This is a genomic window from Cupriavidus sp. BIS7, assembly GCF_000292345.1.
GTDB lineage: Bacteria > Pseudomonadota > Gammaproteobacteria > Burkholderiales > Burkholderiaceae > Cupriavidus.
The window spans coordinates 225,253-238,096 of the sequence record NZ_ALOU01000009.1 but is presented as its reverse complement, the minus strand read 5'-3'; the positions used below and the strand labels follow the sequence as shown (position 1 = coordinate 238,096).

The 12,844-nt window shown below is 62.5% G+C and carries 11 protein-coding genes; all 11 read left to right on the top strand.

Annotation, left to right across the window (positions count from 1 at the left end; genetic code table 11):
* A partial coding sequence (locus B552_RS0103890; RefSeq protein ID WP_019447699.1) for an MlaD family protein occupies positions 1 to 999 on the top strand: 999 nt, incomplete at its 5' end.
* Positions 996 to 1,598 carry a PqiC family protein gene (locus B552_RS0103885; protein WP_019447698.1) on the top strand — a complete coding sequence of 201 codons (603 nt, stop codon included), beginning with the start codon at positions 996 to 998 and terminating at the stop codon, positions 1,596 to 1,598. The genes B552_RS0103890 and B552_RS0103885, both read left to right, overlap by 4 nt.
* Before the next feature lie 263 nt (positions 1,599 to 1,861).
* Positions 1,862 to 3,004: a VOC family protein gene (locus B552_RS0103880; protein ID WP_019447697.1), complete on the top strand. Its 1,143-nt coding sequence runs from the start codon at positions 1,862 to 1,864 to the stop codon at positions 3,002 to 3,004.
* A gap of 47 nt (positions 3,005 to 3,051) precedes the next feature.
* Positions 3,052 to 4,008 carry a fumarylacetoacetate hydrolase family protein gene (locus tag B552_RS0103875; protein WP_019447696.1) on the top strand — a complete coding sequence of 319 codons (957 nt, stop codon included), beginning with the start codon at positions 3,052 to 3,054 and terminating at the stop codon, positions 4,006 to 4,008.
* Complete coding sequence (locus tag B552_RS0103870) at positions 4,005 to 5,027, top strand: alcohol dehydrogenase catalytic domain-containing protein (protein WP_019447695.1); 1,023 nt, start codon at positions 4,005 to 4,007, stop codon at positions 5,025 to 5,027. The genes B552_RS0103875 and B552_RS0103870 overlap by 4 nt, the downstream gene beginning before the upstream one ends.
* Positions 5,028 to 5,058: 31 nt before the next feature.
* Positions 5,059 to 6,987: an acyl-CoA synthetase gene (locus tag B552_RS0103865; protein ID WP_019447694.1), complete on the top strand. Its 1,929-nt coding sequence runs from the start codon at positions 5,059 to 5,061 to the stop codon at positions 6,985 to 6,987.
* Between the two features lie 33 nt (positions 6,988 to 7,020).
* Positions 7,021 to 8,688 carry a bifunctional 3-(3-hydroxy-phenyl)propionate/3-hydroxycinnamic acid hydroxylase gene (locus tag B552_RS0103860; RefSeq protein ID WP_019447693.1) on the top strand — a complete coding sequence of 556 codons (1,668 nt, stop codon included), beginning with the start codon at positions 7,021 to 7,023 and terminating at the stop codon, positions 8,686 to 8,688.
* 98 nt (positions 8,689 to 8,786) lie between these two features.
* Positions 8,787 to 9,941 (top strand): porin, encoded by a 1,155-nt coding sequence (locus tag B552_RS0103855; RefSeq protein ID WP_051003520.1) that lies wholly within the window; start codon positions 8,787 to 8,789, stop codon positions 9,939 to 9,941.
* Between the two features lie 222 nt (positions 9,942 to 10,163).
* Positions 10,164 to 10,451 carry a hypothetical protein gene (locus B552_RS0103850; protein ID WP_019447691.1) on the top strand — a complete coding sequence of 96 codons (288 nt, stop codon included), beginning with the start codon at positions 10,164 to 10,166 and terminating at the stop codon, positions 10,449 to 10,451.
* A 523-nt stretch (positions 10,452 to 10,974) separates the two neighbouring features.
* Entirely contained in the window at positions 10,975 to 11,730 is a 756-nt protein-coding gene (locus B552_RS0103840) for an SDR family oxidoreductase (protein WP_019447689.1), read from the top strand.
* 7 nt (positions 11,731 to 11,737) lie between these two features.
* Positions 11,738 to 12,514 (top strand): glucose 1-dehydrogenase, encoded by a 777-nt coding sequence (locus tag B552_RS0103835; RefSeq protein ID WP_026035294.1) that lies wholly within the window; start codon positions 11,738 to 11,740, stop codon positions 12,512 to 12,514.
* Positions 12,515 to 12,844: the final 330 nt, after the last annotated feature.

The following is a 12,844-nucleotide window of genomic DNA, read 5'->3' as shown; positions in this document are numbered from 1 at the left end:
GTCTTTGTCGACAAGCCCTATGACAAGCTCGTCTCCGCTGATACACGCTTCTGGCACGCCAGTGGCGTCGACCTCAAGCTGGACGCCAACGGGCTGAAGTTGTCCACGCAGTCGCTGGTCACCGTGATGCTTGGCGGCGTTGCCTTCCAGGCTCCGGAGCACTCCATCGCCCACACCGCGGCCGTCGAGAACACCGAGTTCCTGCTGGCGGCGGACCAGTCCGAAGCCATGAGGGAACCGGAGGAGCTCGCCCCTGCGCTGGCGGTGCTCAACTTCGATCAGTCTGTGCGCGGCCTGTCTCCAGGTGCGCCGGTCGATTTTCGCGGGGTGACCGTTGGGCAGGTGCGCTCAATCGGTATCGAATACCAACGTGACAAGAAGGCATTCCGCTTGCCCGTGGTGGTGGAGCTTTATCCGTCCCGCATGGGGCTGCTCGAGAAGGACGTGGCTGACGACACGCGCAAACTCGCCATCGTGCATAGCCTGGTCCAGCGCGGCATGCGTGCGCAGTTGCGCACCGGAAACCTGCTGACCGGCCAGCTATATGTGGCACTCGATTTCTTTCCGAAGGCGCCTCTGCCGGCTGATCTGGACCTGAACGCTTCGCCTCCGCAACTTCCGACCACACCGGGCGGCTTCGACGAACTTCAAGCCAAGCTCGGCGACATCGTGGCCAAGATCGGCAAGGTCCCGTTCGACCAGATTGGGCAGGACGCGCGCACGGCGATGGTGTCGATGAACAAGATGCTCGTCAACGCGGACAAACTGGTCGCACAGGTCAATGGCGATGTGGCACCGGAGGTACTGGCAGCGCTGCAGGATGCGCGCCGCACGCTCGCCACGGCCAATGGCGCGCTGGCGCCCGACGCGTCACTGCAGCAGGACACGCGGCGGATGATGCAGGAACTCACACGAACAGCCGCTTCGCTACGCACGCTCACCGACTATCTTGAACGACACCCGGAAGCACTTCTTCGCGGCAAAAGGGAAGCGGAATGATGAAACCACTGACGATACTGTTTCCACTGGCCGTCGCGACCACGGCCTTGATGAACGGCTGTGCGTCGCCTGAACCGCACTACTACACGCTGGCTGCCAGTCCCACGGGCGCCTCGACGGCCGGGCGAGCTAGCCGGACAGGAGGCCCGCTATGGATCGAAGTGACGCCGGTGCGTGTGCCAGAGCGCCTGAATCGTCCTCAATTGGTGTTGCGTGACGGTACCAGCGGTGGCATCAAGGTGTTCGACACATCGCGCTGGACGTCTCCGTTGCCCGACGAACTGCGTGATGCGCTGTCGCAGCAATTGCAATCGAGCCTTGATGCGGTCGATTTCTACCAGCATGGACTGTCGGCGACACAGCGGGCGTATCGCGTGACGACCGAGGTGGTAAGCCTCGACGCCGATGTGGGCAAGCAGGCCGCGGCAACCATCACTTGGTCCGTACGGCGACTGCCGGACGGCAAGGTTCTGAGCGGCCGCACTGAAAAGGAGGTGCCGGCGCCGGGGGAAGTGGATGGCGTGGTGAATGCATATCGGGAGATCCTCGCCGCAACCGCGGCCGAGATAGCGGCGGGCGTGCAGTCCCTTGATCGCTAGACGTGAAACACCTCGCACATTGTGCACGACGAAGCGGGCGACAAGCCCGCTTTTTTTGCGCCCCTAGGTGTTAACGACATATACGTCATCCTGACAAATAAACTACTATGAAGCCAATGAAACGGCGAAGCCTTTGCCGCAAGGCGACGTCGACAGTATTCCGTTTGTTCATTTCATATTGAATGCGACGTCATGATGATCATCACGTCACAAAAATGTCGGGCGCCATATCTGGCGACGCCCGGCTAATTCCAGGAGACGCCATGACCCGCCAGCCCCGCAGCGTGCTACGCACACCACCGGCTTTCCCCGAAAGCGCGCTGCCTGCCTTCGTTCAAAAGCTCGAACGACCAGAGGCCTTGGTTAAGGCCCAGGCGCTTGCCTTTCTGATGTTCGAGAAGCGCGACCTGTGCGCAACAGAGACGTTCCTGACGGATTTCGGTATGCGCTGCGTGTCGCGCACCGACAGTCAACTGCTCATGCGCGGCGCCGGCGCCCAGCCCTGCTTGCTAATGGTGCGGCAAGGCCGGCGTCCGCGCTATCTTGGCGCAGCCTTTACAGTGAGCAGCGAGAATGATCTGGCCCGCCTTGAGGCTACGGGCAACGCGCGTCGACTGCCGCCGGACTCGATTCCAGGCGGTGGAGCCGGCGTCGAACTGATCGACCCAGCCGGGAACCTTCTATGGTTGGTGACCGGTCAGCAGCCGGTCGACCCGCAGCCGTTGCGGGAACCGTTGCATGCGCTCACCAACGGCCCGGGCAAGCTTCGGCGCGTGAACGCAACCGTTCGACCTCCGCTGGAGCCCGCCGCCGTGGTCAAGCTCGGCCACGTGGTACTCCAGACCATCGACTTTCCTCGCATGGCGCGCTGGTATATGCGCCATCTCGGCTTGATCCCGACCGATGTTCAGTATCTGGAAGACGGATCCCCAAATCTCTGCTTCTTCCGCCTGGACCTAGGCAGCACGCCTTCGGACCATCACGCATTTGTTCTCGCCGGTGGCATCGAGGAGAAGTACGAGCACAGCGCATACGAAGTCCTCGACCTCGATGCGCTCGGTCAGGGCCAGAACGTAATGCGCGCGAATGGCCACCGCCATATGTGGGGCATTGGCCGCCATGTGCTCGGCAGCCAGCTGTTCGATTACTGGTTCGATCCCGACGGCATGGAGTTCGAGCACTACACCGACGGCGATGTGTTCACCGCCGACCATGAAACCCACTACGTGCCTCTGGAAATGTCCGGGATCTGGGCATGGGGTGACGATGTGCCCGCCAGCATGGGTGTCAAGCGCGATCTCGCCACGGTGTTTCGGGTCGTTCGGCTGCTACGCCGCGGCCTGCTGTCCGCTGCGCGGCTAAAGCTGCTCGGACGTGCGATGACCCAGGCGCGTCCCTGGCTCTAAGCCTGGGCTCCTATCCCCCTACGAATTCCACATCTCAAGGAGAGCAAATGGCCGTCAAGGTCGTCCGATATTTTCACGGTGGCGAGGCCCGCTGGGGCGTGGTCCACGACCGTCGCATCGCGCCCCTGTCCTGCGGCGGCGCCAGCACCGCCGACTTCGTTGCGAACGGCTTCGATGCCGCGTGGCGCAGCACAGCCGATCAAGCCACGCTGCCGCTCGATGGTGTCAGCCTTTTGCCAACGATCACTCCCGATCGCCAGTTCCTGTGTCAGGGCATCAACTACGCCAGCCATGTGCGCGAGTCCGGCATGGACCCGGACAAGATCGGCTTCAACACGCTGTTTACCAAAGCTCCGTCCTGCCTTGCGCCCGCCGACGCCGACGTGGTGCGGCCAGCGCATGTGCGCCTGCTCGACTATGAAATCGAACTGGGCCTCGTGATGCGCAAGCCGCTGACCGCTGCGGTCAGCGTCGCGCCGGACCAACTGCACGAGTTCCTCGCCGGCGTAACCATTGTCAACGACATTTCCGCGCGCGACATCCAGCTGCCGCAGGCGCAGTTCTACAAGGGCAAGAGCTACCGCAGCTTTGGCCCGGTGGGCCCTTACCTGGTGCTGCTGGACGCCGAAGAATGGCGGCGATGGCCCGAGCTCCATATGCGACTGCATGTCAACGGGCAGCCCCGTCAGGAAGCCTATTGCGGTGACATGATATTCAAGCCACACCAGACGCTCACAGAACTGTCCGTCCTGCACGACCTCCAACCCGGCGACCTGATTGCCACCGGCACACCGGCCGGCTGCGCCGCTCGGGCGCCGGGCAAGCTGGCGATGTGGGTGTCTCGGCATGTGCTGTCCGAGGCCGCGAAATGGCGTGCCTTCATCAAGAAAGGTTTGTCGAACCCGACTTACCTGCAGCCGGGCGACATCGTGACAGCGTCAATCCGGACCGATGACTGCGCCATTGACCTCGGCGAGCAGCGCAACCAGGTGGTGGCCGCATGAGTACCGCCATTCTTACCACCATCAATGGCTTCGGCGATGCCTTTGCGCTGTGGCTGCGCCCGGTACCGTGCCCTGTGCCTGCTTCCGGCGAGATCGTGGTACGAGTGGAGGCTGCAGCGGTCAATCCCATCGACGTGCGCCGCCGCGACGGCTACGGTAGAACGCTCTTCAAGCTATTGGGGGCGGCGCGCATGCCGCTTGTGCTTGGCAACGATTTTGCCGGGACCGTATGCGCGGTAGGTCGGGGCGTGACTGGGCTGCGCGAAGGCGATGCAGTGTTCGGCGCCAAGCCACCGTCTAACGCAGGTACGCACGCCACGCATGTAACGGTGCGCGCGGAGCATGTCTGCCTTAGCCCGCCGGACGTCCCGGCAGCAGCCTTGGCGACGCTGCCATACAACTTCCTGACCGTGATACGCGCGTTCGCCGATGCCGGGATCTCCCGTGAGACGGTAAAAGGACGCCACGTGCTCGTACACGGTGCGACCGGAGGCTTGGGCCAAGTTGCAGTCCGTTTGCTGCACGGGTTGGGCGCGATAGTTACTGCCATTGGCGGACGCCAAGGACTTGAGGCTTGTCGCGCCGGAGGGGCCGCGGAGTTAGTCGATCGACACCGTCAATCACTGGCGACTCTGCCGCGGCATTTCGCCGCCACCTTGAATTTCGCCAGTTGGGAGGATGAAGCGAGCCTGCTGCGGGTGCTCGCGCATGACGCAGTCGGCCACGCAACCACGGTCCATCCGCTGCTCAGCAATTTCGATCGACTGGGCCTGCTGGCGGGAGGCGTGGCCACGCTGATTGACAAGCGTGACCAACGCCGCGTGAAGCCAAAAAGTGCGCGCTATGGGTGGACGGTATTCCGCCCGAATACGTCGGCCTTGCGGTCGCTGCCCCACTGCGCTGCCGCGCTGACGCCGCCCTCGGTGAAGACCTTTGCGCTTGCACAGGCCGAACAAGCGTACCTGCACGTCAAAGAGCGGCGGCTCGGTCGGGCCGTCCTGCTCCCCGGACAACTTTGACAAGAAAACAAGACCACACATGGAGACAAGCATGCCCGATTCGACCTACAGCCCAGGGACATGTTCCGGGGCCATCCAGACCCAGGCCGACATCGATGCCTTCGAACGCACGCCATGGCAGGACAAGCTGCCCGTCCAGAATACTTACGAACTGCTGTGCCGTGCCTGCGACCGGCATCCGGATAGGACCGCGCTGCGCTTCATCATGACCGGGGATGCGGACGCGCCTGCGTTCGCGGTTGACTACGCGACCCTCAAGGCGCGCGTGACGCAGGCGGCCAACGCTTTTCATCGCGTCGGCGTCACCGCCGGCGCGGCGGTGACACTGCTGCTGCCGAATCTGCCACAAACTCATTACGCCTTGCTCGGTGCGCAGGCAGCGGGCATCGCCAGCCCAATCAATCCGATGCTGGAGGTGGACCATATCGCTGCCATCGTCGACGAGACCGGCGCGCAGGCGCTAGTCGCCTGCGCTCCTGCGGCGGACAGCGCGCTCTGGGACAAGGCCGTCGCAGTGGCCGACCGCTGCCCGTCAGTGCGGACACTGTTCGTTGTCAGTGTCGCGCCGTATCTTCCATCTGCGGAGCGCGCGCGACTTGATGCAATCTTTGACGCCGCTCCAAGGCCACGCCGCCCTGAGGTGAAAATCGTCGATTTCGATCACGCGCTGGCGGGGGAGCCATCGGACACGCTGGTTTCGCAGCGCCGCATCGTAGCGACCGACATCTGTTCCTACTTCCACACCGGCGGCACTACCGGTCTGCCGAAAGTCGCAACGCACTCGCATCTCAATGAAGCCTTCGTCGCGACGATGCTCGATGCGATGATGCCGTCGTCCAACACGATCCTGTGCGGGCTGCCGCTGTTCCATGTGAACGGCGCGATGGTCACCGGCCTGGCAGCGTTCTGGGGCGGCTCGGAGGTCGTAATGCTCACGCCCGCAGGCTATCGCGGCCCGGGCGTGATGCCGAACTTTTGGAAGCTGGTCGAACGGTTCCGCGCCACCAGCTTCAGCGGCGTGCCGACCATCTATGCCGCACTGGCCGATCTGCCGCGTGATGGCGCTGACATTGGCTCGCTGCGCTTCGCCTTCTGTGGCGCCGCACCGCTGCCGGCAGAGGTCGCGCGGCGCTTCGAAGCCGCCGCCGGCATCCCGCTGTACGAGGGCTACGGGCTCACCGAAGGCGCGTGCGTCTCGACGCTCAATCCCCCAATGGGAGAACGCCGCCTCGGCACGGTCGGCTTGCGCCTGCCCCACCAGGCGATCGGCATCTGGAAGGTCGACGGCACGGGCCATGCAACGGAGCAGTGCGCGCCGGGCGAAAACGGCGTCGTCGGCATCCACGGCCCCAACGTGTTTCCCGGCTACCTGCGCGAGTCGGACAATCACGCAATCTGGCTCAATCCGGGATGGCTCAATACCGGTGACCTGGGTCACCTCGATTCGGACGGCTACCTGCATCTGACCGGCCGTGCCAAGGAGCTGATTATCCGGGGCGGCCACAACATCGATCCGGCAATGATCGAGGACGCGCTGCTGCAGCATCCGGACGTGGCGATGGCCGCTGCTGTCGGCCAGCCTGACGCGCACACGGGGGAATTGCCCGTCGCTTACGTCACGCTGAAGCCGGGATGCACCCTCGCCGCTGCCGAACTGCTGGTGGCGACGCGCAATCTTATGCCGGAACGCGCAGCCATGCCGGTGCGTATCGACATCCTTAAAGAGATGCCGCTGACCCCCATCGGTAAGGTGGCCCGGGCGGAGTTGCGCATGCGCGCGGCCGAGCAAGTATTTCGCGAGCTCCTCACCCAGGCCGGCATTGCCGCCCGCGTGCGTGTAGGGCCGGATCTCCAGCGCGGGACCGTCGCCTTCGTCCAGTGCGCCGCTGTGGAGGAGGCGCGCGTGCAAGACCTGCTTGGACGGTTCCCGTTCCCCCTCGACTTCAGCCGCCCGGCATAAAGCGCCGCGCCCCTCCGGTGGAGGAACACGCTCATGAATAGCACATTGATGAACACAACATTACCCGAACAGGTCGACGTCCTGCTGGTTGGCCTGGGTCCGGTTGGGGCCACTGCAGCCAATCTGCTGGGACGCTATGGCATCCGCACCCTGGCCATCGACAAAGCTGCGGAAATCTTCATGGCGCCCCGTGCCATCGCGCTCGATAACGAAGCGTTGCGCATTCTGCAGATGGCGGGGCTCGAGGAAGGTGCATTTGAAACGCTGGCCATTGCCAAAGTGCAGATGCATTCGCCGTTATTTGGCAAATATGCGCGTGCCAACACGGCCGGCACTCTCGACGGCCACCCGCGCCTGGTCACGTTCTACCAGCCCGACCTCGAGCGCGCCTTGCGGGAGAGACTGAGCCGCTATCCCTGTGTGAGCCTCGCGCTCGGCGCCGAGCTGACCGGCTTTGACGACGACGGGGAAGCGGTGAGCGCCACCATACGCCTCGCCAGTGGTGATACGGCCAGCGTACGTGCTCGCTACATCGTCGGTGCGGACGGCTCCAACTCCTTTGTGCGACGCCATGCAGGTCTTGGCTTCGAGGGCAAGACCTTCACGCAGGACTGGCTGATCATCGATGCCCTGAATGTGCCGAACCCGATTGACCATATCGAATTTCATTGCGACCCGCGCCGGCCCTCGCCGCACATGGTCGCTCCCGGTGGCAGGCAACGGTGGGAATTCATGCTTCAGCCCGGCGAGACGCGAGAGCAGATGGAAACGCCGGAAAAGATCCGTGAGTTGCTCGCACCGTGGTGCAAGCCGGAAGACATCACAATAGAACGCACGGCTGTCTACCGCTTCCACGCACGCATCGTCGATCGCTTCTCCAAGGGACGTGCCTTCCTGGTGGGCGACGCTGCGCATATCACGCCGCCCTTTGTTGGGCAAGGACTCGTCGCCGGATTGCGCGACGTGGCAAACCTGTGCTGGAAACTTACCTGGGTCGTGCAGGAAAGGGCGACGCCCAACATTCTCGACAGCTACGACGCCGAGCGGCGTCCGCATGCCCGCTCAATCATCAACCTCGCGCTGATGATGGGGAAGCTGGTGATGCCGCAGAATCGGCTGACTGCGCTTGGTGTCCATGGCGCGATGACGCTGATGCAGCGCATGCCATGGGCACGGGCCTTCTTCGAGGACCTGAAGATCAAGCCGCCCGCGCGGTTCAAGCACGGCCTTTTCCAGCAAGGCAAGACGCGCGCGAAACTGGTGCGCGGCGGTCTGCTGCCGCAAGGGCTGGTGCGCCGCGGCCCGGGCGCGCCCATCATGCCGAGCGACGAAGCGCTTGGTGCGCGGCTGGTGCTGTTGGGATTCGGCTGCGATCCCACGCCACTGCTCAGCCGGAGGCTTCTGGCGGCCTGGCGGCAGGCCGGCGGCAACATCGTGCAGCTGCGTCATTGCGGACAAGCCGTGGGGCCTCAGGAGGCGCACGAAGGGCAGGGCGGACATTCGTGGGAAGACATGTCGAACCAGCTTGTGCCGGGCGCCGCGCCTGTCAACTGGATCGCGGTCGTACGCCCTGATCGCACCGTGCTGCACGATGGCCCTCTCGAAGCGCTTGACGACGTCGTGAGCGAATCGCTCGCGATGCTGGGCGCGCGTCGCCACGTGCCAGAAGGCTTGCCTCCAGACTTGCGCACCGTCGGCTGACATCAACTTGCCCGAGCACGCCCCGCTCGGGCTAACAACGCAAACAACGCAGTACAACTACTACATTGGGAGACAAGAAAGTGAGAGTTCGTACAGTCATGTCCGCAGTACTCGCGCTTGGCGCAGTACCGGCATCCGCGCAGTCCAGCGTTACGTTATACGGTGTTGTGGACACCAACATCGAGTATGTCAATCGGGTCGGCACGGTGCCGTTGCCAACGAATCTTTACAACTCAGGGCAAGGACATAGCGTTGTCCGTATGAACACTGGCGGCGTAGCTGGCTCACGTTGGGGTCTACGGGGAGAGGAGGATCTGGGTGGGGGGATGAAGTCGCTCTTTGTACTGGAGAGCGGGTTCCAGGCTGATACCGGCGCCTTGGAAATGCCAGGCACACTATTTGATCGACAGGCCTACGTCGGGCTGCGCAGCAATAGCTTCGGCCAACTGACCTTTGGACGACAGTACACGTCCCTCTTTCTGGGATTGGCCAATTTCATGCCTGCCAGCTACGCCGTTCAGTATGAACCGATCGCAGTCATCGCTGGTCCGAACTTCCGGGAGAACAATACAGTCCAGTACGCGGCCGCAGCAGGGCCAGTGACAGCGCTTGCCCATTGGTCATTCGGCGTCGGCCTGACTTTGCCTCCTACCAGTCCGTTTGCGCAGCAAGTCATGGTCGGCGGCAATGGCGAGACGCCCGGGCGGTTCCGCGATGACACTGGGTATGGTGCAGCCCTGATCTATATGCCCGGCGCGTTCGGCTTCACGGTGGCTTACGATCAGTACAACCCGTCAATCGCTCAGGGCAGTGGTACCGATAAGCGCGCAGCGGTTGCTGCAAGCTATACGTTCGATGACAAAGCCAAGGTAATGGGTGGGTATCGCTGGGGGCAAAACAAGGATCAGAATGGCTCAACAGTCCTGCGCGATGACTACTACTGGTTGGGCGCGAATTACCAATTGACCCCAGCCGTCGAGCTGACGCTTGAGTATGACTACGAAAAGATTCGGAGCCTGAACGGTAACGCTACCGTGACGAATCCATGGCAACTGATTTTCATGACGAGATATAGCCTGAGCAAGAGGACGGACCTCTATCTGTCCACGGCTTACGCGCGGAACGCCGGATTGATGCTTGAATCGGCAGCGTCCGGCTTTGCGGCAAGCCTTTTTCTGAACAACAGCTATGCGCCAGCGGCCGGACAGACGTCGATGCTCGGCGTTGCCGCAGGCATCCGTCATATTTTTTGAGACTGCTCGACGCTGAGCGACTCAGCCTGTGGTGCCTTGCCGTGATTTCGCCGATGACGCCGTCGGTAAGAAGCCGTTGCTTCGCAGCGTTCCCCTCGGTGGCACGCGGCCGGCGAGGCGCCTAGGTGCTAGCCGGGGAAGAAAAACACTCTAGAAAGACCTAGACTCTTTTGCATCCGATTCGCGTTGGACTGAACCTCGCCGGAACTGCAGGAGAAAGTCATGAGGATTCTAGTGATATTCGTATGCGTATTGCTCTCCGCGAACGCGTCTGCTGCGGAATGCACGAAGAATGCCCGTGGTGAAACCGTGTGCGGTAACGGGCAGACGGCCGGAGGTTACAACCGGAACACCGGCGCAGCCTGGACATCCCAGGAAAACCAGAATGGTGTGCGGACGACCCAGACCAACAAGGGAGGCGAGGCGAAGACGATGAACGGCAAGGGTGTCGTAGAAGGCCCTGGCGGGAAAAAGTGCTATAAGACGGCGACCAGTCACGGCTGCATCTGATCGCATTTCAGACACCGCTCGTCTCATCCCTCCGCATGTCGATTCGCTGCGACGCTCATCCGGAAACTTACTGTGAGACGGGACATCCAGTCTCGGCTGTGGCTAGTCCGCCTTTTCGTGATTGCCTTTGGTCGTAAGGCGGACGGTCCAGTCGGGATAGCCTGCAACGGACTTCAATATCCAGGTGCCGTCCGGCATCCTGGCAAAGAATCGGCACCATTCGACCATCGTCGGCCAGGAGTACCACTTGTAGCCGACCTTCCCGCAGTAACGCCCATCGTCTGAGATTCGCCAGTTCCCGGCGCCGGATGCGCGCCATGGGATCTCGCCATCGCACTCCACATAGCCGAACGCCGCACGGCGTCACCTCGTAGTCTGAACAGACGATTTCTTGGGCAAGCACCGACAGTAGCTTAGCGAGAACGCAAATGGTGGCGTAAATCGATCCAAGGAGACTGGGCGTTATGAGCAGAGCATCGGCGAACGAAAGCGTATCCGCGTGGGATAGGGAAGGGGGACGGGTATGAGCCGGCTGAAGGGGAAGGTGGCGTTGATCACCGGTGCGGGCCAGGGCGTAGGGCAAGGCATTGCCTACGCTCTCGCTGCCGAGGGGGCGAGCATTGCTGTGGTGGGGCGGACTGCCGGCAAGTTGGACGACACATGTGCTGAGATCCGCCGACGCGGCGGCGAGGCGCACCCGTTCGTGTGCGATGTGATGCTAAAGGATGACATCGAGCATTGCGTCGAGCAGGTTGTGGCGCACTTCGGCGGTGTTCAGGTACTCGTCAACAACGCCCAGGTGGTGCCCCTGGGGCGTCTACTGGAGGTGACGGATGAATCGTTCATGCAGGGCATAGACTCAGGGCCGCTGGCCACAATGCGCATGATGCGCGCCTGCTATCCGCATCTGTGCGGAGATGGATCGATAGTGAACTGTGTGTCGTCTGCTGCTGTGCGATGGGACGCATCGGGCTACGGACACTACGCGGCGGTCAAGGAAGCCATACGAGCGCTGACACGTGCTGCCGCGTGTGAATGGGGCAGCACGGGCATTCGGGTCAACGCCATCGCTCCGCATGCGATGTCGCCTGGCATGGCCGGGTGGGTCTCAGAGCGCCCGGAAGAGGCCGCGGCCTTCTTCAAGACGATTCCGCTCGGACGCGTCGGCGACTGCGAGAAGGACATCGGCCGAGCCGTGGCGTTCCTGGTGAGCGCAGAGGCGGGGTACCTGACGGGCGCGACGATTCCGCTTGATGGCGGACAGGCTTACTGGGGGTAGGTACAACATGAATCGATTGCACAACAAGGTGGCTATTGTTACCGGCGGCGCTCGCGGTATGGGTGCGCAGACATGCCGTCTCTTCGCGCAAGAAGGGGCGCATGTCATCATTGCGGACGTGTTGGAGGCCGAAGGCGAAGCGCTGGCTCGCGAACTGGGGGGCGCCGCACGTTTTTGCAAGCTTGACGTCAGCGATCAGAGTGCGTGGGAAGCTCTGGTTTCGGAGACGGTCGAGGCGTTTGGCCGCATCGACGTGCTGGTGAACAACGCTGCTGTGCTTGTGTTTGGCGGTATCACCGAGTTGTCGAAACGCGATTTCGAGCGCGTCATCGCGATCAACCTAGTGGGTACGTTCCTGGGCATCCGTACGGTTGCACCGGTGATGAAGCGGCAGCAGGCCGGTTCCATCGTCAACATTTCCTCCGTCGACGGGCTGCGCGGTGTCAATGCGCTCGCTGCTTATGTGTCGAGCAAGTGGGGCGTGCGCGGGTTGACCAAGGCCGCGGCACTGGAGTTGGGTCTTCACGGTGTGCGCGTCAACTCGATTCATCCGGGCGGCGTGAATACTGTCATGTCCAACCCCACCGGCGCATCCGTGGAGGAAGTCAACAAGGGCTATCAGAACGTGCCTCTACAGCGCGTAGGCCATCCGGACGAGGTCGCCCGCGCCACGCTGTTCCTCGCCAGTGACGAGGCGTCGTATTGCCATGGCAGCGAACTTTCCGTGGATGGCGGCATGGCCGCTGGAAGCTACTACCCTGGCTTGCCTGGCGCACCATCCTGAGAACCTGTTCACGAACCAACCTTCGCAGGCCAATCATGGGCAGGCACTCTTCGTGAACCCGAAACCGGCCGCTTGCATGCGGCCGCTGATGGCCCAACCAAGAATTTCGTTGGTCGCCGACCTCGCTGACGCGTCAAGCTTCTGCTTTCGACCCTTCTCTGCCAATCGCGCTCTACGCTGCGGACGACTGAAGCTCATTGCAAACCGGTCATTCCCACGCTGGAATGAGTGAAACAATGAACGGCGCACAAATTTCTCGGCTTCAAGGGCTGTCCGAACGACTTGTTCAAGCCGTTGTATCCACCGGTTGAATTCGCAATGTCGAACTGT